Here is a 23,049-nt window from a genome sequence, read left to right as displayed (position 1 = left end):
GCGAGCGGCCGAGATCCCCGCGTCCGCACCGCCGAATCCCCACGGCCTGTGACCAATCCGTGACGCGACTCGCGCCGAAGAGTCATCGTGAGGCGCTCACCCGCCTCGCATCCGTCACCCGCGAGGGTGCGACCCGCATCGGTCGGGTCCTGCCCGCGTGGCAGGCCGCCCGGCCATCCCAGATGTCCCGCGCCGCGGGATCCCGGCTGGTGCGGGGCACCGCATGCCCGCGGATCGGCTTCCCCACCATCCGCACCACGACCGGAAAGCACCACATGACCTCCCCGCAGCACCACCCAGGACAGGCGGGCCCCGCCCTGCCTGCATGCGGTTCGCTCGTGGGTCTGAGATGCTGGGGCTCGTGCCTTCATCGATCGAGCGTCCCGACCTCCCAGGGCCGGCGGACCCCGAGTCGAAGGAGTCGCTGCTCGGCCGCGTCGCCCGAGGCGACAGGCGTGCGTTCTCGGAGCTCTACGACCAGCTCGCCCCCCGCGTCCTCGGACTCGTCCGCCGACTCCTCGTCGACCACGCGCAGTCGGAGGAGGTCACGCAGGAGATCTTCCTGGAGATCTGGCAGTCCGCTTCCCGCTTCGATCCGGCCAAGGGCGCAGCGACCACGTGGGTGCTCACCATGGCCCACCGCCGCGCGGTCGACCGTGTGCGCGCCTCGCAGTCCAGCCGCGACCGCGATGTCCGCATCGGCATCCGCGACCACGAGAACGGCTACGACCAGGTCTCCGAGACCGTCGAGATCAGCATCGAGCACGAGAGGGTCACGAAGGCCATGACGAAGCTCACCGAGATCCAGCGCCAGGCCGTCTCCCTCGCCTACTACGGCGGCTACAGCCACAGCGAGGTCGCGTCGATGCTCGACGTGCCCATCGGCACCGTGAAGACACGCCTGCGCGACGGCATGATCCGCTTGCGCGACGAGATGGGGGTCGCATCATGACCACCGACGACGACATCCGCACGCTGACCGCGGCGTACGCGCTCGGCGCGGTCGACGCCGAGGAGGCTGCAGAATTCGAGGCCCTCCTCGAGCGCGACCCCGTCCTGCGCGCCGAGGTCGAGCAGCTGCGGGCGACCGCGGCCGACCTCGCCTGGACCGCCGAGCCGGTGGATCCCTCGCCGCGCCTCAAGGTCGACATCATGGCCATGCTCGACGCCACCCCGCAGCTGCCGCCGCTCGACGCGCCGACCGCGGCGACGGACGACGACCGCAGCCCTGCGCCCGTCACCGAGCTGCGTCCCGCGGCCTCCGCACGCGCAGTCGCCGGTGCCTCCGCGCCGTCCTCCTCTGCTCCGCGCGAGCGCCTCGGATCCGCATCCGCCCGCGCCTCCGAGCGATGGTTCCGCAAGCCCGGAGCCCTCATCGGCGTAGCCGCGGCGGCCGTCGTGCTCGTCGTGGGCGGCGTGGTCGTCGGCACGAACGTGGGCGGCCCCGGCACCTCGCAGGCGCCGGTCGCCTCCGCCTACGAGCGGGTCACCACCGCCTCCGACGTCGTCATCGACAAGCGCGACGTCGTCGGCGGCGGCACGGCCACGGTCTACTTCTCCGCCTCGGAGGCCAAGACGGCCGTCGTCCTGAACGACGCGTCGCCGCTGCCCGAGGGTCGCGTGCTCCAGATGTGGTATGTCGGCGCGTCCGGTGCCGTCTCCGCCGGCGTCATGCCGGCCGCGGACGGGGCGGGTCACGCCGTGCTCGACGGCCGCTACACCCCCGGCGACACCGTGGCCATCACGGTCGAGCCCGAGGGCGGATCCGAGCAGCCCACCACCGAGCCCATCGTGGCGGTCACCAGCACCTGATCGGCGCCGCACGGCCCGTGCATGCGAAAGGCCCCCGCATTTTCTGGATGCGGGGGCCTTTTCGTCGTCCGAGGAGACGGGATCAGCCGAAGCGGCCGCTCACGTAGTCCTCGGTGGCCTGCACGCTGGGCTTGGAGAACATCGTGGTGGTGTCGTCGTACTCGATGAGCTTGCCGGGCTTGCCGGTGCCGGCGATGTTGAAGAAGGCCGTGCGGTCGGAGACGCGGCTGGCCTGCTGCATGTTGTGGGTCACGATGACGATCGTGTACTGCGCCTTGAGCTCCTCGATGAGGTCCTCGATGGCGAGCGTGGAGATCGGGTCGAGGGCGGAGCACGGCTCGTCCATCAGCACCACGTCGGGCTGCACCGCGATGGCGCGCGCGATGCAGAGGCGCTGCTGCTGGCCGCCCGAGAGGCCGGATCCGGGGAGGGCCAGGCGGTCCTTCACCTCGTTCCAGAGGTTGGCGCCCTGCAGGGACTGCTCGACGAGCGCGTCCGCGTCCGACTTGGAGATCTTGCGGTTGTTGAGCTTGACGCCCGCGAGCACGTTGTCGCGGATCGACATGGTGGGGAACGGGTTCGGCCGCTGGAAGACCATGCCGACCTGGCGCCGCACGAGCACCGGGTCGACGCCGGCGCCGTAGAGGTCGTTGCCGTCGACCAGCACCTCGCCCTCCACGTAGGCGCCGGGGATCACCTCGTGCATGCGGTTGAGCGTGCGGAGGAAGGTCGACTTGCCGCAGCCGGACGGGCCGATGAACGCGGTGACGGTGCGCGGCTCGATCCGCAGGTTGACGTCCTCGACCGCCTTGAACTTGCCGTAGTAGACGTTCAGGTCGTTGACTTCGATGCTCTTGGACAAAGGTGTTCCTACCGATCGGGTGAGTGGGCCGGGGGAGCGGGTGCTAGCGGCCGAGCTTGGGGGCGAAGATGCGGGCGATGAGCCGGGCGATGATGTTCAGCACCATGACGATGAGGATCAGCACGAGCGCGCCCGTCCACGCGCGGTCCACGTAGGCGAACGCGTCGCTGCCCTGGTCGGCGTACTGCCGGAACACGAACACCGGCAGGGTCATCATCTGGTCCTTGAAGGGGTTGTAGTTCATGCTCTGCGTGAACCCGGCGACGATGAGGAGCGGTGCGGTCTCGCCGATGACGCGGGCGATCGCGAGCATCACGCCCGTGACGATGCCGGCGAGCGACGTGGGCAGCACGATCTTCACGATCGTCAGCCACTTCGGCACGCCGAGCGCATAGGACGCCTCGCGCAGCTCGTTCGGCACCAGCTTGAGCATCTCCTCGGCGCTGCGCACGACCACGGGGATCATCAGGACCGAGAGCGCCAGGGCGCCGCCGAAGCCCAGCCGCACGCCCGGTCCGAGGAATATCACCAGCAGCGCGTACGCGAACAGGCCCGCGACGATCGACGGGATGCCCGTCATGACGTCGACGAAGAACGTGATGGCACGGGCCAGGCGGCCGCGGCCGTACTCGACGAGGTAGATGGCCGCCATCAGGCCCACGGGGATGGAGATCACCGCGGCGATGGCCGTGACGATCAGCGTGCCGACGATGGCATGGAGACCGCCACCGCCCTCGCCCACCACGTTGCGGAGGCTCGAGTTGAAGAACAGCGGGTCGAAGCGGGCGGACCCGTTGGTGACCGCCGTGAACACGAGCGAGATGAGCGGGATGAGCGCGAGCACGAACGCGACCGTGACGAGGATCGTGATGACCCGGTCCTTCGCCTTCCGCTCGCCCTCAACGGCGAGGGAGAAGCAGAACAGCGCGACGCCGAACAGGATCGTGCCGAACACGGCCGTGCCGACGAGGTTGAAGCTGTCCGCGGCGCCCGAGAGCTCGAGCACCAGGAACACCGCTGCCATGACGAGCCAGGACACGAGGAAGATCGCCGGGGCCGTGAACCGGTGCAGCTTGCCGGCGGTGAGGGAGTTGGGGAGGGTGCTCGCGACGGGACGCGTGCGGGAGGGTGCGGTCGTCGCCATTAGTTCGCTCCGGAGAAGGCCTTGCGGCGGCTGATGATGTAGCGGGCAAGCATGTTCACGGCCAGCGTGATGACGAAGAGCATGAGGCCGGATGCGATGAGCTCGTTGATCTTGAGGCCGTACGCCTCGGGGAAGCTCAGCGCGATGTTCGCGGCGATGGTGTTCGAGTTCGTGGACTGGAACCACGCGAAGTTCACGACCGCGGCGGGGGAGAGGACGATCGCGACCGCCATCGTCTCGCCGAGGGCGCGGCCGAGGCCGAGCATGGAGGCCGAGACGATGCCGGGGCGGCCGAACGGCAGGACGGCGGTCTGGATCATCTCCCAGCGGGTCGCGCCGAGGGCGAGCGCCGCCTCCTCGTGCAGCTTGGGGGTCTGCAGGAAGACCTCGCGGCAGAGCGCGGTGACGATCGGCAGGATCATGACGGCGAGGACCACCGCGACCGTGAAGATGGTGCGGCCGGTGCCCGAGACGGGACCGGCGAAGAGCGGGAACCACCCGAACGTGTCGGTGAGGAACGTGTAGAACGGCTGCAGGAACTTCGCCAGCACCGCGATGCCCCAGAGGCCGAACACCACGGAGGGCACGGCGGCGAGCAGGTCGATGACGTAGCCGAGGCCCTGCGCCAGGCGACGGGGCGCGTAGTGCGAGATGAAGAGCGCGATGCCGATGGCGACGGGGACGGCCATGAGCATGGCGAGCGCGGCGGCGTAGACGGTGCCGAACATGAGCGGCCCGACGTAGGCCCAGAAGCCGCCGCCGCCGGAGACCTCGGCAGGAGGTGCCGTGAGGGCGGGGATGCTCTGCACGATGAGGAACAGCGCGACGGCCGCGAGGATCGCGAGGATCAGCGTCCCTGACCCCCGGGAGAGGCCGGAGAAGACGCGGTCGCCCACGCGGGCCTTGGGCTTCGCGTCCTGGGAGCTGCGGGGAGCTGCGGTGGCGGCGGCGACGTCGCGCGGCCGATCGGACTCGGGAGCCTGGGGAGGCTGCGGGGCGGCGGTCGTCATGGGTCGGGATCCCTTGGGTCGAGACGGTGGGGCTGGGGGCGGCGGGGCCGCCCGTGGGAGCGCCCCCTGACCCGCGCTGGCGCGGATCAGGGGGCGGACAGCTGGTGCTACTTGATCGTCTCGACCGCGGTCTTGACCTGAGCGGCGACCGTGTCGGAGAGCGGCGCGGCGCCGGCCTTCTCGCCGGCGAGCTGCTGGCCCTCGCTGCTGGTCACGTAGCCGATGTAGGCCTTGACGAGCTCGCCGACGGCTGGGTCCTTGTACTCCTGGCAGGCGATGAGGTAGCTGACGAGGACGATCGGGTAGACACCCGACTCGGTGGTGGAGTAGTCGATGTCGAAGACGACGTCGTTCGCCTCGCGGCCCTCGGCCTCGGGCGACGCCTCGACGACGGCGGCTGCGGCCTCGGGCGAGTAGCCGACGAACTCGTCGCCGACCTTGATCTTCGCGACGCCGAGGGTGCCGGCCTTGGACGCGTCGGCGTAGCCGATGATGTTGCTGCCGCCCTTGACGGCGTCGACCACGCCGGTCGTGCCCTGGGCCGCCTCGCCGCCCTGGTAGGGCCAGACGCCCTTGGGCTCCGCGTCCCAGACCGTCTTGGCCGTGGTGTTGAGGTACTTCGCGAAGTTCTCGGTGGTGCCCGAGTCGTCCGAGCGGTGCACGGCGGTGATGCCGGCGTCGGGCAGCGTGGCGTCGGGGTTGAGCGCGACGATGGCCGGGTCGTTCCACTTCGTGATGGTGCCCTTGAAGATGCCCGCCGTGGTAGCGGCGTCGAGGTTCAGGTCCTTCACGCCCTCGACCTGGAAGATCAGCGCGATGGGGGAGATGTACGCGGGGAGGTCGATCGGCTTGACGCCGTCGGCGCACTGGCCGAACGTGCCCGTGAGCTCGTCGGTCTTGAGCGCGCGGTCGGAGCCGGCGAAGTTCGCGTTCTGGCCGCCGGCCATGAACGCCTCGCGGCCGGCGCCGGAACCCTCGCCGGCGTAGGTGACGGTGACGCCGGGGTTGGCCGTCTGGAACGCGGCGTTCCAGGCCTCCTGGGCGGCGCCCTGGGAGGTGGCGCCGATGCCGTTGAGCGTGCCGGACAGGGTGGACGCCGATGCGTCGCCGCCCTCGGCGGGCGCCTCGTTGGAGGCGCAGGAGGAGAGCGCGAGTGCGGTGACGGCGGCGAGCGCTGCTGCGCTGCTGAGACGCGAGATCTTCACGTGATGGAGCCTTCCGGGTATTTCTTGCTGTGAGGAGGCAGGTGCATGCCCCTCGAAGAAGCTATGTCGGGCTCTTGACCGGTTCGGCCGATATCGGTGAACGGGAGGTGAACAGACCGCGTGGATCGGCACGGGCTCAGGCGTACGGGCGCACAGTTGACGGTCGGCCGCGTTCGAGGCGGCCGGCCGCCGTCAGGCCGACGGCCCGTACGTCTCCACCGCGAGGATCCCCGCCTCCGGGTCCGACGCCGACAGGTGAACCACCGAGAACTCGGCGGGTGACAGCATCCCCGCCCGCGGCATGCGGCTCGCGCGCGGCGTCTCGGTGGCGAGGGCGATCTCGTGCAGGATCTCCGGCAGGACCGGGCTGTGGCTGCAGAGCACGGCGCTGCGGGCCTTGCGCACGCGCTTCGCGACGGTGTCCCGTACGGATCCGCCGTAGGTCTCGTACGCGTCCTGGCTGATGCCCGCGTCCTCCTTCACCCGACGGCCGAGGGCCTCCGCGAGGGGCGCCACCGTCTGCATGCAGCGCTCGGCGGTGCTGCTCGTGACGACCCGCGGCCCGAAGGCGAGGAGCGTCGGCACGATCGCCCGGGCGTCCTCTCGCCCGCGCGCGCTGAGCGGCCGGGAGGCATCGGCCCCGTCCCACTCGTACGGCTGCACGGCGTGGCCATGACGCAGCGCGATGAGGGCGAACGACCGGTGCGAGCCCGTCTCCACGAGCCCGGCGAAGAGGTCGAGGATCTGCACCTCGCCCGGGTAGTCGAGGCGCTTGCGGGCGTTGGGGATGGAGACCCACTCGACGCTCTCGACCTCGTCGTCCGGCTCGAAGCGGCCGGCCTCGACCATGGCGTCGGTGGCCTCCGCCGCCCAGTAGCTCACCGACTTGCGGCGGCCGCCGGAGATGCCGTACTCGATGGCGCCGAGCGGCACGCCGAGCGCGACCCGGAGGCCGGTCTCCTCGTGCACCTCGCGGACGGCGGTCTGCGGGAGCGTCTCGCCGGGATCCACCTTGCCCTTCGGCAGGGAGGTGTCGCGGCGGCGCGCGCGGTGGATGATGAGCACCCGGATCCGGCCGTCGACCACGCGCCAGACCACTGCGCCCGCGGCGAAGACGGACGGGGCAGGGGGCACGTCCCCCACGCTAGCGGGGCCGGGGCCCCGCGGAGCCCCGCTCAGCGGAGCACGCGCCTCTTGCGCTTGGACACGATGCCCATCACCGCGGTCTGCAGGTCCTCCAGCGTGGTTCCGTCCGCGCCCTTGTTGCGGCGCGTCCACTCGCCGGCGGAGTCGAGGATCCACGCGGAGGTCGTGTCGGCCATGGCGCGGTCGAACAGGTCCTCGATCTCCTGCAGGTGCGCGGGATCCACGAGCCGCACGAGCGCCTCGACCCGGCGGTCGAGGTTGCGGTGCATCATGTCGGCGCTGCCGATGAAGGTGGCCTGGTCGCCGTCGTTGACGAACGAGAACACGCGGCTGTGCTCGAGGTAGCGCCCGAGGATCGACCTCACCTCGATGTTCTCGCTGAGCCCCGGCTGCCCTGGCGTGAGCGAGCAGATGCCGCGCACCCAGACCTGCACGGGCACGCCCGCGTTGCTGGCCCGGTAGAGCGCGTCGATGATCTTCTCGTCGACGATGGAGTTGACCTTGATGCGGATGCCGCTCGGCTTGCCGTCGAGCGCGTTCTGCGTCTCCACGGCGATGCGCTTGAGCAGGCCCTTCCGCAGGTGCAGCGGCGCGACGAGCAGGCGCTTGAACTTCTTCTCGATGCCGTAGCCGGAGAGCTCGTTGAACAGGCGCGTCAGGTCCTTGCCCACCACGTCGTCCGCCGTGAGGAGCCCGAGGTCCTCGTAGATGCGGCTGGTCTTGGGGTTGTAGTTGCCCGTGCCGATGTGGCTGTAGTGCCGGAGCACCCCGCCCTTCTCCTGGCGGATGACGAGCGCGAGCTTGCAGTGCGTCTTGAGGCCCGCGACGCCGTAGACGACGTGCACCCCGGCCTTCTCGAGCTTGCGCGCCCACGTGATGTTGGCCTGCTCGTCGAAGCGGGCCTTGATCTCCACCAGCGCGAGCACCTGCTTGCCGGCCTCGGCCGCGTCGATGAGCGCCTCGACGATGGGGCTGTCACCGCTCGTGCGGTAGAGCGTCTGCTTGATGGCGAGCACGTGCGGATCCGCGGCGGCCTGCTCGAGGAACGCCTGCACGCTCGTGGTGAACGACTCGTAGGGGTGGTGCAGCAGGATGTCCTGCTGCGCGATGGAGCGGAAGATGTCGGCCCGCGAGTTGTCCTCGGCGGGCTTCAGTGCGACGGCCGTGGTGGGCACGTTGTTCGGGTAGTGCAGCGCCGGGCGGTCGAGCTTGGCGAGGTCGAACAGGCCGCCGAGGTCGAGCGGGGACGGCAGCGTGAACACCTCCTGCTCGGTGATGTCGAGCTCGCGCATGAGCAGGTCGAGCGTGACCGCGTCCATGTCGTCCGAGATCTCGAGGCGGATGGGCGGGCCGAACCGGCGGCGCAGCAGCTCCTTCTCGAGGGCCTGGATGAGGTTCTCGGTCTCGTCCTCCTCGATCTGCACGTCCTCGTTGCGCGTGACGCGGAACACGTGGTGCTCGACGATCTCCATGCCCGGGAACAGCGTCTGGAGCTGGTTCGCGATGAGGTCCTCGAGCGCGATGAAGTCGATGGGGCCGGAGCGCGTGTCGGGCGTGAGCGGCATGAAGCGCGGCAGCATCTGCGGCACCTTGATGCGCGCGAACTCCTGGCGGTTCGTCTTCGGATTGCGGATGCGCACCGAGAGGTTGAGCGACAGGCCCGAGATGTAGGGGAACGGGTGCGCGGGATCCACCGCGAGCGGCATGAGCACGGGGAACACCTGCTCGGAGAAGAGCTCGTGCAGGCGGTCCTGCTGCGCTTCGTCGAGCGAGTCCCAGCGCACGATGCGGATGCCGTGCTCCTCGAGCGCCGGACGGACGCTGTCGTTGAAGGCCGCCGCATGGCGGACCTGCAGGCGGTAGGCGGTCTCGTTGATGGCGGAGAGCACCTCGGCGGGGGTGCGGCCGATGTTCGTGGGGACGGCGAGGCCCGTGGCGATGCGGCGCTTGAGGCCGGCGACGCGGACCATGAAGAACTCGTCGAGGTTGCTCGCGAAGATGGCGAGGAAGTTGGCGCGCTCGAGGACGGGCAGCTCGGGATCCTCCGCCAGCTCGAGGACGCGGCGGTTGAACGCCAGCCAGCTCAGCTCCCGGTCGAGGAAGCGCCCCTCGGGGAGGGTCCCGTCGTCCTCGAGGAGCTCGTCCTCGTCATCGAAGTCGTCCAGGGATTCGGCGACCGCCTTCGCATCGCCGATGTACGTCTCGCTGTCCATCCGCCCATCATGGCATCGCGGTGTGCGCTCCGCCCTCCGGCAGGTGAACGCACGGTGAACCGCATCGGGGGAGCGCAGGCGGAGGCGCGGGGATCAGGCGCGGCGGTACTGGACGTCGACCGCGGCGTCGCGGAACGCGGCCCGTCGGTAGAGCGCCAGGGCGGGCGCGTTGTCGGCCTCGACGTAGAGGTCGACCTCGTCGTGGCCGCGCTCGGCGAGCAGGTCGAGGCCGGCGGCGAGGAGCGCCGATCCCAGCCCGCGGGCCGCGCGGTCGGGGTCGACGCCGAGCACGTACACCTCGGCCTGGCCGCCATCCACCTTGAGCCAGTGGAACCCGGCCAGCCGGCCGTCCAGTTCGCGCGCGAGGAGCAGGAGGGTCGGGTCGAACCACGGCTCGGCGACGCGGTCGTCGAGGTCGTCGCGTGTCATGCGGCCCTGCTCGGGGTGGCTCGCGAAGGCGCGCGCGTTGAGCGCGACCCAGTCGTCGGCGTCGTCGGCGGTGAAGGACGAGAGCGCGAGGCCCGCCGGCATCGGGCGCTCGCCGAGGCCCGTGCGCGCCTCGGCGACCGCCGCGCGCAGCTGCAGGAGCTCGCGGGCCCGGTCGAGGCCGGTCGCCGCGGCGAGGGCGCGGGCCGCGGGGTGGTCGCCGTGCGCCCAGACGGAGACGGGGGATCCCGCGGCCTCCGCGAGCACGACGTCGATGAGCGCGCGGCCGACGCCCCGGCGGCGCTGGGCGGGATCCACGACGAGCTCGGCCTCGGTCCCGCCGTCGCCGCGCGCGACGACGGCAGCGCCGATCGGGCGCTCGTCCGTCCCCTGGACGACGAGGAGGGCGGGGCCGTCCTCCGTGCCGAGGGTGAGGCGCGTCTGCTCGTTGAACGGGGCGACGCCGTCGTCCGCGCGTGCGCGGTCGCCGAGCTCGACGATCCCGCGGACGACGTCGGGGGTGGGCTCGACGCGGGCGACGCGCGGAGCGTCAGGCGCCGGCGGGGGCGGGAACGCGCTCACTGTCCTCCTCGTACACGTTGAAGCGGTAGCCGACGTTGCGCACCGTGCCGATCAGCGACTCGAGGTCGCCGAGCTTGGCCCGCAGGCGCCGCACGTGCACGTCGACCGTGCGCGTGCCGCCGAAGTAGTCGTAGCCCCACACCTCGCTGAGCAGCTGCTCGCGCGTGAAGACCCGTGACGGGTGGCTCGCGAAGAAGCGCAGAAGCTCGAACTCCTTGAAGGTGAGGTCGAGCGGCTTGCCGTGCACCTTGGCGGAGTAGCTGGCCTCGTCGATGACCACGCCCGAGGCCTGGATCTTGCTGCCCGTGTGCTCGAGCGCCGCGCGGCCGATCACGAGGCGCACGCGCGCGTCGACCTCGGCGGGGCCGGCCGAGTCGAGGATCACGTCGGTCGCGCCCCAGTCGGCGCTGACCGCCGTGAGGCCGCCCTCGGTGAGCACGAGGATGAGCGGCGTGCCGCCGCCCGTGGTGGTGAGGATCTTGCAGAGCGACTTCGCGCTGGCGAGGTCGCGCCGGGCGTCCACGAGCACGAGGTCGGCAGCGGGGGCGTTCACGAGGCTCGCGGCGTCCGCCTGGATGTGCCGCGTCCGGTGGCTGAGGAGCCCGAGCGCCGGGAGCACGTCGGTGTCCGCGGACGAGGTCAGGATCAACAGCTGGGCCACAGGGATCCTCCATGGATGAATTGCCCCCATGATACGTGGGGCAGGATTGCGGGGTGACCTCCCCCCTGCGCAGCCTCGTCCCCGTCTGGCTGGCCGCCGTCGTCGGCGCGGTCATGGTGGCGGTGATCGTCGGTCCCGACGCCGCCCCGCGCTGGTTCCCCCTCGTGCTCGCCACGTGCGTCGTCGCGACCTTCGTGATCCAGCTGGCCCTGCCCCGCAAGACGGGCTTCGTCGACCGCGCCGTCGGCAGCGTCGTCGGGGCCGTGCTCGTGCTCGCCGCAGCCACCGTCGTCGTGCTCCTCGTGCCCGTCGCCGCCTAGACCGGCCGGTCGGATCCGACCGCCCGTGGGGTAGATTGGGGCCATGTCGTCGCTGCTTGCTCTGGAACTCTTCTTCACCGGACTGCTGGTCCTGGCGAGCCTCTCCATCGGCTGGGTCTCGCTCGTCGTGGTCTACAACCTCTTCCGCGGCCAGCGCTGACCGCGCGCCGCATGATCGAGATCCCGACCGGCCTCCCCGCCGAGCTCGTCCCGCTGTCCTGGCTCCTCGGCGTCTGGGAGGGCACCGGCGTCGTCGAGTACGCGGTCGGTGACGACGTCGTCCGCCGCGAGTTCGGCCAGCGCATCAGCTTCAGCCACGACGGGCTGCCGCACCTCAACTACTCCTCGTACGCGTGGGTCGAGGGCGACGACGGCCCCGTGCCGTTCGTCACGGAGACCGGCTACTGGCGGCTGCGACGCCGGGTCACCGACGGCGACCCGGGCCCGGCGATGCTGCCGCCCACGGGCGAGCGCCCGTTCACGACGGCCGAGGAGGTCGAGACGCTCCGCAACGCGGACGGCGGGTTCGACGTCGAGGTCGCGCTCGTGCATCCGGGCGGGGTCAGCGAGCTCTACGTCGGCCAGGTGAAGAGCGCGCGCATCGACCTCGCGACCGACGCCGTGCTCCGCACCGAGGGCGCCAAGGCGTACACGGGCGCGACGCGGCTGTACGGGCTCGTCGAGCGCGACCTGCTCTGGGCGTGGGACATCGCGGCGCTCGGCCAGCCCCTGCGCACGCACGCCTCCGGGCGGGTGTCGCATGTCGACTGACCCCGATCCCGCCGTCGCCCGCTCGCCCTTCCTCGACCTGCCCGGCGCCGTCGCGTCCGACGGGCCGGACGCCGGCGTGCCCGCGCACCTCGGGTCGCTCGTCGCCGAGCAGCGCGCGCTCGCAGCGGGCACCGCGATCGTCGACCTCTCGCACCGGGCCGTCCTCTCCGTCACGGGGGAGGACCGGCTGACCTGGCTCGACTCCATCACCAGCCAGTCGCTGCGCGGCCTCGCGCCGGGCGACTCCGCGGAGACCCTCTTCCTCGACCAGAACGGGCGCCTCGAGCACGCGGTCGGCGTGCTCGACGACGGCGTCACCACGTGGCTCCTGCTCGGCGCCGGAGATGCGGATGCGCTGCTCGCCTACCTGCAGCGGATGCGCTTCATGCTCCGGGTCGAGCCCGCCGATCGCACGGCCGAGCTCGCCGTCATCGGCACGCTCGGCGAGCCCGACCTCCCCATCGCCGCGCCCGCCGGCGTGCCGCTCGTGTGGCGGGACCCGTGGGTCCACGTCGTCCCCGGCGGCCACCAGTACGCGGCCGCGGCGCCGCACCCGGCCGAGGGGTGGACCTGGAGCGAGCGCCTCGTGCCGCGGTCCGAGCTGCCGGCCGTCGTCGCGCGCGCCGCGTCCGGCGACCTGCCCGTCGCGGGCGTCCTCGCGGCCGAGGCCCTGCGGATCGCCGCGTGGCGACCGCGCTTCGCCACCGAGGTCGACGACCGCACCATCCCGCACGAGCTCGACTGGCTGCGCAGCGCCGTGCACCTCAGCAAGGGCTGCTACCGCGGCCAGGAGACGGTCGCCAAGGTGCACAACCTGGGCCGGCCGCCGCGCCGCCTGGTCCTGCTGCAGCTCGATGGATCCGACGCGGTCCTGCCGGGCGCGGGATCCGAGGTGCGGCTCCCCGCCGCTGCCGACGGCACCGCGGGCGAGGTCGTCGGGGCCGTCACCTCGAGCGCGCTGCACCACGAGCTCGGCCCGGTCGCGCTCGCGGTCGTGCGCCGCAACGTGGATCCCGCCCTCCAGCTCGAGGTCGTCGCCGACGACGTCCGGGTCCAGGCCATGCAGGACGTGATCGTGCCCACCGACGCCGGCCGCTCCGCCGACGTCCCGCGCCTTCCGCGGCTCGGTGCGGTCCGCCGCTGAGCGCGCGCGGGAGCGGTCGGCCCGTGCCGCCCGCACCCTGAGGCACCGGGCGGATCCGCGCGCCGCGCTCCTCCGCCTATGGGGATCCGCGCCCGCCGCCCTGCAGATCGCCGTCGCGGCCACCGGCGGCTGGGCCTTCGCGCACCACGTGCTCGGGCACGACACCCCGCTGCTCGCGACGACCGTGACCATCACGAGCCTCGGCTTCGTCCGCGACGCGCGGCCCGTGCGCGTGCTGGAGACCGCGGTCGGCATGACCGTCGGGATCACGCTGAGCGAGGTGCTGCTGCTCGGCATCGGCCGCGGAGCGTGGCAGCTGTTCGTCATCATCCTGGCGACGCTGCTGGTGGCGCGACTGCTGTCGTCGAACGCCGCGTTCGCGGTCGCCGCAGGCGTGCAGGCCGTGCTCGTCGCGCTCCTGCCCGCGCCGCCGGGCGGGGTGTTCGTCCGCAGCGTCGACGGGCTCGTCGGCGGCGCGGTGGCGCTGCTCGCGACCGCGCTCATCCCGCGGGATCCCAGGCGCCAGGCCCTGCGCGAGGCCCGCCGCGTCTTCTCCGAGTGCTCCTACGCGCTCACGTCGCTCGTCTCCGCGCTGCGGCTCGGCGACGCGACCGCGGCCGACCGCGCGCTCGACCGCCTCCGCCGCACCCAGCCGCTCATCGACGCGTGGAGCGCGGCGGCCGACTCGGCGCTGTCCATCGCACGGATCTCGCCCTTCCTCCGCCGGCACCTGCCGGAGCTGCGGGCCCACCGGCGCGTGCTCGACGGCATGGACCTGGCCGTGCGGAACCTCCGCGTCATCTCCCGCCGCATCGACTTCCTCGTGGTCGACGGGGTGCGCCGCCCGGTGCTCGCGGAGCTGCTCGCGACCGTCTCCAACGGCGTGAACCTCCTCGGCCAGAGCCTCTCGGATCCGTCGGCCGCGCCCCTCGCCCAGCAGAACCTCGTGCTGGTGGCCGTGCGGCTGGATCCGCGCGAGCTCATCCCCGGCGCCCCCGTCGGCGAGGTGATGCTCGTCATGCTGCTGCGGCCGCTCATCGTCGACCTCCAGGTGGCGGCGGGTGTCGACGCGGCGAATGCGCGGGCAGCGCTGCCCGACGTCTGAGCTCGCGGCTGGGCGCCGCGCTGTCCGGGACCATCCGCGACGGCCGTGGGGAGCGTTCGCGCGACGATCGTCTGGCGGAAGCTATGGTCTCCGGGACGCGGGCACGACGCCCGTGCGTGCCCCATCCCGCGGGCCCGACAGCCGACCGCCTGCCGTGGTGGTCCTCCGGCGGCGCCTCGGAGACCTCCTCGCCACTCGCCGCCGCGAACCCGACAGGACACCATGCACCGCACCCGACCGACCATCATCTGCACGCTGGCGGTGGTCGCGCTCGCCGCGACCGTCGGCTCAGGCAACCCCGCCCCCGCCCAGGCGGCGACGACCGCGCCCTACACCGTCGAGGCCGCGGCCCCGAAGGGCGAGGCCGCGGTCGAGGAGGTGACGGCCGTCCTCGTCGACCCGCAGGGGCTCGCGCCGGACTACACGCCCGAGGACGTCGCGACGGGCCTCAGCCAGGCCGACGCGTACTACGCGAACGAGACCGACGGCCGCGTGCGCATCCACGCCGTGTCCATCAGCGACTGGCAGGTCCCCGACGACCCGAGCGTGCGCTGCGACGACTTCGCGTCCATCAACGCCTTCGCCCTCGAGTACTCCGGCTTCACCCCGGGACCGGACAAGCACCTCATGGCGATGGTGCCGCACAACGACGCGTGCGAGCAGTTCTCGAACGCGTCGGAGGGCCAGGGCGTGAACGACGGCGGATTCGTGTTCATCGAGCAGGACATCCCCACCACGCTCTCCCACGAGCTCGGGCACAACATGTCCCTGTTCCACGCGTCATCGGTGCAGTGCTCCGACGCGTGGGACTACGACGAGAACGCCATGCCGGCCACCTGCGCGCGGGACGAGTACGGGAACGACGCCGACCTGATGGGCGGGGCGCACACGTTCCTGCCCTTCACCGCGGGCACGCTCGACCGTCTCGGGCTCATCTCGCACCGCGTCGTGCCCACGTGCGGGAGCGCGCGCCGCATCACCATCAGCACCATGTCGAGCGGCTTCGACGCGCAGCGGATCATCTCCTGGGCAGACCCCGACGACCCGTCGGTGAGCTGGTTCGTGCAGTACCGCGACGTCGTGGACGGCCAGGAGTACCCGAGCGTCTACGACTCCCCGTACGCGGGCAGGGACGTCCGCCCCTCCGGCGTCGAGCTGTCACGGACGGATCCGCTGTACCCGGAGGCCACGTCCATCGCCGTCCGGCCGGGAGACACGTCCGACACGGCCCAGCGCCTCGTGCCCGGCGACGAGGCCGATCTCCGCCACGGCATGTCGGTCAGCGTCGTGAGCATGGACGAGGACGCGCACGTCGCCACCGTTGACGTGACCGTCCCGTGCGGAGCGGACGGCAGCACCGTGCAGCCCCAGGCGAGCACGACACCCTCGATGGCGACGGGCGCGATCATGCAGCAGGCATCGGGCATGCCCGCCATGTGGGGGACGGACGCCGCGTCGTCGCAGGAGCCGATGCCGGCCATGCCGATGGCCGACATGCCCGGGATGTCGGACGGGGGCACGTCCGGGATGTCGGCGATGCCGGCGGCGTCCATCGCGGTCGGCGGGCATGCGGACGCCACGTTCCCCGGGGCGCGCTGGAACGTCGCGCGCATCCTCCGGCTCCCGTCCTGAGCATCCGGGTGCCCGCCGGCCGGCGCTAGCGGGCGGCCGGCGCCACGGCGGACCAGGGCACCGTCAGCTCGCCCAGCCGCCACCGCGCCGGGCCGCCCTCGACGGGGACGCCGGCGTCGCGCATCCGCGCGACGGCCCCCAGCCACTGCTGCCGGGGGCCGTACACGCCGAGCGGGGCGCTGAGGATCCAGCTGCGGTCGAGGAGGGAGAGCACGTCGTGCACGCGCTCGCCGGGGACGTTGCGGTGGATGAGCGCCTTCGGCAGCCGCTCCGCCACGATCGACGGCAGCTCCAACCCCGCCAGGCGCAGCGAGATCGTGAGGCTGCGCGGCCCGTCCTCGCGCACGTCGACCCAGCTCGCGACCCGGCCGATCTCGTCGCACGTGCCCTCCACCACGGATCCGCCCGGCGCCAGCCGCGCCGCCATGCGGGTCCACGCGGCGGGCACGTCGGCCTCGTCGTACTGCCGCAGCACGTTGAACGCGCGGATCACGGTCGCCCGCCCGCCGCCGGGCAGCGGCACCTCGAATCCGCCGCGGACGAAGGAGATCCGCTCCCGGGCCTCCGCGTCGGGCCACGTCGCGAGCTGCTCGCGGGCGCGCGCCACGCGCCCCGGCTCGATCTCGATGCCCACGACGCGCACGTCCGGCCGCGTCGCGCGCAGCCTCCTGTGCATCTCGAGCGCCGTGATCCCGCTCGCGCCGTAGCCGAGGTCGACCACGAGCGGAACGTCCGCGGTGCGCAGGGACTCGAGCGTCGCGATCCACCTGTCGACGCGTCGGAGGCGGTTCGTGTTGGTCGTCCCGCGGGTCACGGAGCCGACGGGGGAGGCGGCGCCCGGCATGGGTCCAGTCTCCCATCGCTCGATAGGCTTGACCCATGGCTGAACCCCGCACCCTCGTGCTGCTGCGTCACGGCAACAGCGACTGGAACCAGAAGAACCTGTTCACCGGATGGGTGGACGTCGAGCTGAGCGAGCAGGGCGTCGCGGAGGGCCAGCGCGCCGGCGAGCTCCTCGCCGCGTCCGGCATCCTCCCCGACGTGCTGCACACCTCCGTCCTCATCCGCGCCATCGACACCGCCAACATCGCGCTCAAGCGCGCCGGCCGCTCGTGGATCCCCGTCCAGCGCACCTGGCGCCTCAACGAGCGCCACTACGGCGCGCTGCAGGGCAAGGACAAGGCGCAGACCCTCGCCGAGTACGGCCCCGAGCAGTTCGCCACCTGGCGCCGCTCGTTCGACGTGCCGCCGCCCCCCATCGCCGACGACGACGAGTACTCGCAGTCGCGCGACCCGCGCTACGCCGACCTCGGCGACGCGCTGCCGCGCACGGAGTGCCTCAAGGACGTCATCGAGCGGATGCTGCCCTACTGGGAGTCCGACATCCAGCCCGACCTCGCCGCGGGCCGCACGACGCTCGTCACGGCGCACGGCAACTCGCTGCGTGCGCTCGTGAAGCACCTCGACGGCATCTCCGACTCGGACATCGCCGAGCTCAACATCCCCACGGGCATCCCGCTCGTGTACCGCCTCGACGAGGACTTCCGCCCGATCGTCCCCGGCGGCGAGTACCTCGACCCGGAAGCGGCCGCCGCGGGCGCCGCGGCCGTGGCCGCGCAGGGCTCCAAGAAGTAGCGCACCCCGCATCACGACGAGAGCCCGACCGGATCATCCGGTCGGGCTCTCGTCATCTCACCGCGGCGCGGCGGGCCGGCGCACGGTCGGCGGACGCGGGATCAGGCGTCGGCCTGCACCCAGTCGCCGGTCGCGAGGTACTGCACGGTCTTCGCGATGGACACCGCGTGGTCGGCGAAGCGCTCGTGGTAGCGGCTGGCGAGAGTGGCGTCGACCGTGTCGACGGCCGCGCCCTTCCAGGTCTCGCCGAGCACCTTGTCGAAGACGCTGAGGTGCAGCTCGTCGATGCGGTCGTCGTCGTTGCGGATCTCCTCGGCGAGCTTCGGGTCCTCGGTGGTGAGGAGGTCCGTCAGCTTGCGGGCGATGGCCACGTCGAGCTGGCCGAGCTCGAGGAAGGTGGGGCGGAGCGACTTCGGCACCACCTTGTCCGGGAAGCGGTAGCGCGACAGCTGCGCGATGTGCTCCGCGAGGTCGCCCATGCGCTCGAGCGACGCGCTGATGCGGAGCGCGCTCACGACGATGCGCAGGTCACGCGCGACCGGCTGCTGGCGGGCGAGGATGTTGATCGCGAGCTCGTCGAGGCTCGTGGCGAGCTCGTCGATCCGGCGGTCCTGCTCGATGACCGTCTCGGCGAGGCTGACGTTCGACTCGTTGAACGCGCGGGTCGCGTTCTCGATGGAGATGGCGACGAGCGCGGAGATCTCGATGAGACGCTCCTGGACCTCGTGGAGCTCCTGCTGGAACACTTCGCGCATGGGGGACGTCCTTTCAGGCCGCCCCGCTGCGAGGGACGGGGTGGTTCTCGGGCACGGCGGACCCCGGGTGACGGGCCCACATCCTCCGACTCTGGTCATGCGAGGTTAACGCACGGTGCCGGCGAGCTGAATTCGCGGCCTCGTGGCCCCCAAGGCGGGTCAGGACGGCCGGGACGCCCCGACGCCGTCTCCTAGTGTGGGCGCATGGACACCGGTGCGTTGGTGCTCGTCTGCCTCCTCATCGGATTGGCGGTCGGCGCGGGATTCGTGTGGCTGCTGAACCACGCGGCGGACCGCGGCGACCGCGCCGTCGAGATCACGAACCCGGTCGTCCCCGACGGCGTCGACCAGGTGCTCGACGCGCTCGAGTCGGCGGGCATCGTCCTCGACCCCTCCAACAACGTGATGAAGGCGTCGCCCGGCGCCATCTCCTCCGGCCTCGTCTTCCACCAGGCGCTCGTCCACCCCGAGCTCGTCTCCATGGTCGACCGCGTGCGCCGGTCCGGCGAGCCGCTGGCAGAGGAGGTGTCGCTCGCGCGCGGCCCGTTCGGCGCGGCCGAGTTCCAGATGCACGTCCGCGTCGCCCGCCTCGGCACCCGCTACGTGCTCCTGCTCGCGCAGGACCGCACCGAGTCGCACCGCCTCGACCAGGTGCGCCGCGACTTCGTGGCGAACATCAGCCACGAGCTGAAGACGCCCATCGGCGCGGTCGGGCTCCTCGCGGAGGCGCTCGACTCGTGCGCAGACGACGCCGTGCAGGTGCGGCGGTTCGCCGCCCGGCTGACCACGGAGTCGGCCCGGCTCGCGCGCATCACGCGGGAGATCATCGAGCTGTCGCGGCTCGAGGCGGCCAACGCGCTGGAGAAGGCGGAGCCCGTCGACGTCGACCACGTCATCAGCGTCGCCCTCGACCAGGTGCGGCTCGGCGCGGAGCTCCGCGGCATCGAGCTCGCCCGGGGCAAGCGGTCGCGCTCGACCGTCTACGGCGACGAGGCCCTCCTCGTCGTGGCCGTGCACAACCTGCTGAGCAACGCGGTCAACTACTCGCCGGACGGATCGAGGGTCGGGATCGGCGTCATGGTCGACGACGGCGCCGTCGAGGTCGTGGTCACCGACCAGGGCATCGGGATCCCCGAGGACGAGCAGGGCCGGATCTTCGAGCGCTTCTTCCGCGTGGACCAGGCCCGTGCCCGCGACACCGGCGGCACGGGCCTCGGGCTCAGCATCGTCAAGCACGTCGTGCAGAATCATGGCGGCGACGTGCGGGTCTGGTCCCGCCCCGGCCGCGGCTCGACCTTCACCATCCGCCTCCCCGAGGCATCGCAGACCCCGGCGCTCGCCGGTACGGACATCGGAGAACCCACGTGACACGCATCATGCTCGTCGAGGACGAGGCGTCGCTCAGCGAGCCGCTCGCCTTCCTGCTCCAGCGCGAGGGATACGAGGTCGACGTCGTCGAGGACGGTCCCTCCGCGGTGGCCTCGTTCGACAAGGACGGCGCCGACCTGATCCTGCTCGACCTCATGCTCCCCGGCCTCCCCGGCACCGAGGTGTGCCGGGAGATCCGCACGCGGTCGGCCGTGCCGATCATCATGCTCACCGCCAAGGACTCCGAGGTGGACATCGTGGTGGGCCTCGAGCTCGGCGCCGACGACTACGTGACGAAGCCGTACTCGACGCGCGAGCTGCTGGCGCGGATCCGCGCGGTGCTCCGCCGCCGCGTCGAGGTCGACGACGAGCCGCTGAACGTGCTCGAGGTCGGCTCCGTGCGCATGGACGTGGAGCGCCACACGGTCGAGGTCGACGGGCGTGAGATCGCGATGCCGCTCAAGGAGTTCGAGCTGCTCGAGCTGCTGCTGCGGAACGCCGGGCGCGTGCTCACGCGCGGCCAGCTCATCGACCGGGTGTGGGGATCCGACTACTTCGGCGACACGAAGACGCTCGACGTGCACATCAAGCGGATCCGCTCCAAGATCGAGCGCGAGCCGTCGGACCCCGTGCTCCTCGTCACCGTCCGCGGGCTGGGCTACCGCTTCGAGGCCTAGGCCGCCGCCCTGCCGGCACGACGAAGGCCCCGTCCCGTGAGGGGCGGGGCCTACGTCGTACGAGGCCGCGAGTGCGACCGGCCGGCTAGTTCGTGCTGTCCCCGAGGCCCTCGTCGCCGTCCGTGGTGCCGGGGGTCGTGGTGACCTTCGTGTCCGGGGTGGATCCGGTGTCGCCGGGGACGAGGTTCGTGTACGTCTCCTGGTCGCCGTTGAGCACGGGGACATCCATCTCGACGCCCTCGGCGTCGCCGTACTGGATGTAGATCTTCGTGAGCGAGCCCGGCGTCGGGTCGACCGAGTCGAAGGTGATGCGCTGGGAGTCCTCGGCGCCGAACTTCGTGAGGCCGGGGGCCGCGGTGACGGTGCGCGTCTCGCGGTCCGCGCTGCCCTCGGTGAGCTCGTGCTGGAAGGAGACGCGCTGGCTGTCGCCCGAGTCGTTGACGAGCGTGACGACGAGGCTCGCGCCGGCCGCGGATCCGCCCTCGGTGAGGAGGATGGCGTTGCGCACCTCGATGTCGCCGACCGTGGCGTCGAAGCCGTCGCTCGGGAAGTAGGAGATCTGCGTGGCCTGGGGCGTGATGAACGTGCACGACGACGTGCCGACCGCGATCAGGGCCGCGAGGACGATGGACGATGCGGTACGCGCTCTCACGGGACCCTCCGGTTGTCGCGCGGGCCGGCGCCGGGGCGTCCGGAGGCGTCCGCGCTGGATCAGCTGACCCGCCCAGCCTACGGGATCGGGTGGCGGGCGGCGGCCCGCGGGCGCGCGAGACCCGGCTGGTATCCTGAGGGGAAGTCCACAGAACGGGGAACCCATGCTCTTCGAGGTCGGCGAGACCGTCGTGTACCCGCATCACGGGGCGGCGACCATCATCGAGGTGAAGAAGCGCATCATCCGCGGCGAGGAGAAGCTGTACCTCAAGCTCGACGTCAACCAGGGCGGCCTCCAGATCGAGGTGCCCGCGGAGAACGTCGACATGGTCGGCGTCCGCGACGTCATCGGGCGCGAGGGCGTGGAGAGCGTCTTCGCGGTGCTGCGGGCCGAGTTCACCGAGGAGCCCACCAACTGGTCGAGGCGCTACAAGGCGAACCTCGAGAAGCTCGCGTCGGGCGACGTGCTGAAGGTCGCGGAGGTCGTGCGCGACCTGTGGCGTCGCAACCAGGATCGCGGCCTGTCCGCCGGCGAGAAGAGCATGCTGCAGAAGGCCCGCGGCATCCTCGTGGGCGAGCTGGCCCTCGCGGAGAAGACCGACGAGGAGCACGCGTCCACGCTGCTCGACGAGGTCCTCGCCTCCTGACCGCCGGGCATCGGCGCGCGTCGCCGCCGGTAGCCTGACCGCATGAGCCACGACCCCGTCGTCCCGTCCGCCCCCGCGACCGATGGCGGTGCGACGGGCGGGCCGCGGATCGGCGTCGTCGTCGTGGCCGCGGGCAGCGGGCAGCGGCTCGGTGCGGGGATCCCGAAGGCGCTCGTGGAGGTCGGCGGCGTGACGCTGCTCGCCCGCTCGCTGTCCTCGGTCCTCGGCCTCGTCGAGGAGGCGCACGTCGTCGTCGTGGCGCCGGACACGCACCTGGCCGAGACGTCCGCCGTCGTCGACGCCGTCGCGGGGGCGGCACGCGGGTCCGTCGCGGTCGTGGTCGGAGGAGCGACCCGGCAGGGATCCGTGCGGGCGGGCCTCGCCGCGCTCGCCGGATCCGTCGACACGGTCCTGGTGCACGACGCGGCGCGCGCGCTCACGCCCACCGCGCTGTTCGCCGCCGTGGTCCAGGCCGTCCGGGCGGATGGCGCCGGCGTCGTCCCCGGCCTGCCCGTCACCGACACCGTCAAGCGCGTGGATCCGGCGGGGGAGTGCCTCGGCACCGTCGACCGCAGCGATCTGGTCGGCGTCCAGACCCCGCAGGGATTCCCGCGGGCAGCGCTCGACACCGCGTACGCACGGGCCGCGGCCGAGCACACGGACGACGCGGCCCTGTTCCAGGCGTCGGGCGGCCGTGTCCGGGTGATCCCCGGCGACGCCCTCGCCTTCAAGGTCACCACCGCGTGGGACCTCCGGCGCGCGGAGGAGCTCGTCGCGCGGGATGCGGGCGCGGGATCCGTCGCCTCGCGCCTCCGCTCGGGCATCGGCACCGACGTCCACGCGGTCGACGCCACGCAGCCGCTCTGGCTCGCCGGCCTGCACTGGCCGGGCGAAGCGGGTCTCGCCGGCCACAGCGACGGCGACGCGGTCAGCCACGCGATGTGCGACGCGCTCCTCTCCGCCGCGGGCCTCGGAGACATCGGCGGGATCTTCGGCACCGACGACCCGGAGCTCGACGGAGCGCACGGCGAGGTCTTCCTGCGACGGACCGCGGAGCTCGTGCGCGGGGCCGGCTACCGGATCGTGAACGTCGCCGTGCAGGTCATGGCCGTCCGCCCCAAGCTGTCGCCGCGGCGGGCCGAGGCCGAGGGGATCCTCTCGGCCGCCGTGGGCGCGCCCGTCTCGCTCGCCGGCACGACCACCGACGGGCTCGGCTTCACGGGTCGCGGCGACGGCGTCGCCGCGGTCGCGACGGCCCTCGTCGAGCGCCTCTGACGGCGCTG

The 23,049-nt window shown here is 72.1% G+C and carries 23 protein-coding genes; 12 read left to right on the top strand and 11 right to left on the bottom strand.

The genetic code is table 11. From position 1 onward, the window contains the following. Positions 1–349: 349 nt before the first annotated feature. Both FGD68_RS14845 and FGD68_RS14840 read left to right on the top strand, forming a co-directional pair. Complete coding sequence (locus tag FGD68_RS14845; RefSeq protein WP_104235142.1) at positions 350–952, top strand: sigma-70 family RNA polymerase sigma factor; 603 nt, start codon at positions 350–352, stop codon at positions 950–952. Continuing rightward, on the top strand, positions 949–1,812 hold the full coding sequence (locus FGD68_RS14840; RefSeq protein WP_119372586.1) for an anti-sigma factor: 864 nt from the start codon (positions 949–951) through the stop codon (positions 1,810–1,812). The genes FGD68_RS14845 and FGD68_RS14840 overlap by 4 nt, the downstream gene beginning before the upstream one ends. Before the next feature lie 82 nt (positions 1,813–1,894). Here the strand turns inward: FGD68_RS14840 and pstB are convergent, their stop codons facing one another. The 8 genes from pstB to FGD68_RS14800 form a co-directional block, all read right to left on the bottom strand. Further along, positions 1,895–2,674, bottom strand: coding sequence for a phosphate ABC transporter ATP-binding protein PstB (gene pstB, locus FGD68_RS14835; RefSeq protein ID WP_119372587.1), 780 nt, complete (start codon positions 2,672–2,674; stop codon positions 1,895–1,897). 43 nt (positions 2,675–2,717) lie between these two features. Further along, positions 2,718–3,818 carry a phosphate ABC transporter permease PstA gene (pstA, locus tag FGD68_RS14830; RefSeq protein ID WP_104235140.1) on the bottom strand — a complete coding sequence of 367 codons (1,101 nt, stop codon included), beginning with the start codon at positions 3,816–3,818 and terminating at the stop codon, positions 2,718–2,720. Beyond that, positions 3,818–4,828: a phosphate ABC transporter permease subunit PstC gene (gene pstC / locus FGD68_RS14825; protein ID WP_182480889.1), complete on the bottom strand. Its 1,011-nt coding sequence runs from the start codon at positions 4,826–4,828 to the stop codon at positions 3,818–3,820. The genes pstA and pstC overlap by 1 nt, the downstream gene beginning before the upstream one ends. Positions 4,829–4,935: 107 nt before the next feature. Then, positions 4,936–6,033: a phosphate ABC transporter substrate-binding protein PstS gene (locus tag FGD68_RS14820; protein WP_104235139.1), complete on the bottom strand. Its 1,098-nt coding sequence runs from the start codon at positions 6,031–6,033 to the stop codon at positions 4,936–4,938. 192 nt (positions 6,034–6,225) lie between these two features. Next, positions 6,226–7,176 (bottom strand): NUDIX hydrolase, encoded by a 951-nt coding sequence (locus FGD68_RS14815; protein ID WP_119372588.1) that lies wholly within the window; start codon positions 7,174–7,176, stop codon positions 6,226–6,228. A gap of 32 nt (positions 7,177–7,208) precedes the next feature. Further along, positions 7,209–9,392, bottom strand: coding sequence for an RNA degradosome polyphosphate kinase (locus tag FGD68_RS14810; protein WP_104235137.1), 2,184 nt, complete (start codon positions 9,390–9,392; stop codon positions 7,209–7,211). 93 nt (positions 9,393–9,485) lie between these two features. After that, the gene (gene mshD / locus FGD68_RS14805) at positions 9,486–10,400 is read right to left on the bottom strand and encodes a mycothiol synthase (protein WP_237609617.1); all 915 of its coding nucleotides are present in this window, start codon (positions 10,398–10,400) and stop codon (positions 9,486–9,488) included. After that, the gene (locus tag FGD68_RS14800; RefSeq protein WP_012299972.1) at positions 10,369–11,061 is read right to left on the bottom strand and encodes a response regulator transcription factor; all 693 of its coding nucleotides are present in this window, start codon (positions 11,059–11,061) and stop codon (positions 10,369–10,371) included. The genes mshD and FGD68_RS14800 overlap by 32 nt, the downstream gene beginning before the upstream one ends. A gap of 53 nt (positions 11,062–11,114) precedes the next feature. Between FGD68_RS14800 and FGD68_RS14795 the strand changes: the two genes are divergently transcribed. From FGD68_RS14795 to FGD68_RS14775, 5 genes are all read left to right on the top strand, one after another. Then, the gene (locus FGD68_RS14795) at positions 11,115–11,381 is read left to right on the top strand and encodes a hypothetical protein (RefSeq protein WP_119373687.1); all 267 of its coding nucleotides are present in this window, start codon (positions 11,115–11,117) and stop codon (positions 11,379–11,381) included. A gap of 171 nt (positions 11,382–11,552) precedes the next feature. Then, the gene (locus FGD68_RS14790; protein ID WP_079534913.1) at positions 11,553–12,152 is read left to right on the top strand and encodes an FABP family protein; all 600 of its coding nucleotides are present in this window, start codon (positions 11,553–11,555) and stop codon (positions 12,150–12,152) included. Then, positions 12,142–13,296 carry a CAF17-like 4Fe-4S cluster assembly/insertion protein YgfZ gene (gene ygfZ, locus FGD68_RS14785; protein WP_237609616.1) on the top strand — a complete coding sequence of 385 codons (1,155 nt, stop codon included), beginning with the start codon at positions 12,142–12,144 and terminating at the stop codon, positions 13,294–13,296. Before FGD68_RS14790 ends, ygfZ begins: the two co-directional genes overlap by 11 nt. Beyond that, entirely contained in the window at positions 13,280–14,401 is a 1,122-nt protein-coding gene (locus tag FGD68_RS14780) for an FUSC family protein (RefSeq protein ID WP_237609615.1), read from the top strand. The genes ygfZ and FGD68_RS14780 overlap by 17 nt, the downstream gene beginning before the upstream one ends. Before the next feature lie 222 nt (positions 14,402–14,623). After that, complete coding sequence (locus FGD68_RS14775; RefSeq protein ID WP_237609614.1) at positions 14,624–16,033, top strand: hypothetical protein; 1,410 nt, start codon at positions 14,624–14,626, stop codon at positions 16,031–16,033. Positions 16,034–16,058: 25 nt separating this feature from the next. Here the strand turns inward: FGD68_RS14775 and FGD68_RS14770 are convergent, their stop codons facing one another. Then, positions 16,059–16,877 carry a class I SAM-dependent methyltransferase gene (locus FGD68_RS14770; protein ID WP_237609613.1) on the bottom strand — a complete coding sequence of 273 codons (819 nt, stop codon included), beginning with the start codon at positions 16,875–16,877 and terminating at the stop codon, positions 16,059–16,061. A 35-nt stretch (positions 16,878–16,912) separates the two neighbouring features. Here FGD68_RS14770 and FGD68_RS14765 point away from each other — a divergent pair, with 35 nt between their 5' ends. Beyond that, positions 16,913–17,668: a phosphoglyceromutase gene (locus FGD68_RS14765; protein ID WP_104235130.1), complete on the top strand. Its 756-nt coding sequence runs from the start codon at positions 16,913–16,915 to the stop codon at positions 17,666–17,668. 101 nt (positions 17,669–17,769) lie between these two features. On the opposite strand, the gene phoU is transcribed toward FGD68_RS14765, so the two are convergent. Further along, complete coding sequence (phoU, locus tag FGD68_RS14760; protein ID WP_104235129.1) at positions 17,770–18,423, bottom strand: phosphate signaling complex protein PhoU; 654 nt, start codon at positions 18,421–18,423, stop codon at positions 17,770–17,772. Positions 18,424–18,627: 204 nt separating this feature from the next. Here phoU and FGD68_RS14755 point away from each other — a divergent pair, with 204 nt between their 5' ends. Together FGD68_RS14755 and FGD68_RS14750 are read left to right on the top strand one after the other, a co-directional pair. Next, positions 18,628–19,791, top strand: a complete 1,164-nt coding sequence (locus FGD68_RS14755) for a sensor histidine kinase (RefSeq protein WP_104235128.1) — start codon at positions 18,628–18,630, stop codon at positions 19,789–19,791. After that, positions 19,788–20,468, top strand: coding sequence for a response regulator transcription factor (locus tag FGD68_RS14750; protein ID WP_104235127.1), 681 nt, complete (start codon positions 19,788–19,790; stop codon positions 20,466–20,468). The genes FGD68_RS14755 and FGD68_RS14750 overlap by 4 nt, the downstream gene beginning before the upstream one ends. 85 nt (positions 20,469–20,553) lie before the next feature. On the opposite strand, the gene FGD68_RS14745 is transcribed toward FGD68_RS14750, so the two are convergent. Then, entirely contained in the window at positions 20,554–21,120 is a 567-nt protein-coding gene (locus FGD68_RS14745) for a hypothetical protein (RefSeq protein WP_104235126.1), read from the bottom strand. 163 nt (positions 21,121–21,283) lie between these two features. Between FGD68_RS14745 and FGD68_RS14740 the strand changes: the two genes are divergently transcribed. Together FGD68_RS14740 and ispD are read left to right on the top strand one after the other, a co-directional pair. Further along, entirely contained in the window at positions 21,284–21,766 is a 483-nt protein-coding gene (locus tag FGD68_RS14740; protein WP_043586044.1) for a CarD family transcriptional regulator, read from the top strand. Positions 21,767–21,808: 42 nt separating this feature from the next. Beyond that, positions 21,809–23,041: a 2-C-methyl-D-erythritol 4-phosphate cytidylyltransferase gene (gene ispD, locus FGD68_RS14735; RefSeq protein ID WP_119372292.1), complete on the top strand. Its 1,233-nt coding sequence runs from the start codon at positions 21,809–21,811 to the stop codon at positions 23,039–23,041. Positions 23,042–23,049 lie beyond the last annotated feature (8 nt).

This window comes from Clavibacter californiensis (assembly GCF_021952865.1).
Classification (GTDB): Bacteria; Actinomycetota; Actinomycetes; order Actinomycetales; family Microbacteriaceae; genus Clavibacter; species Clavibacter californiensis.
This window is presented reverse-complemented; position numbering and strand designations above follow the sequence as displayed.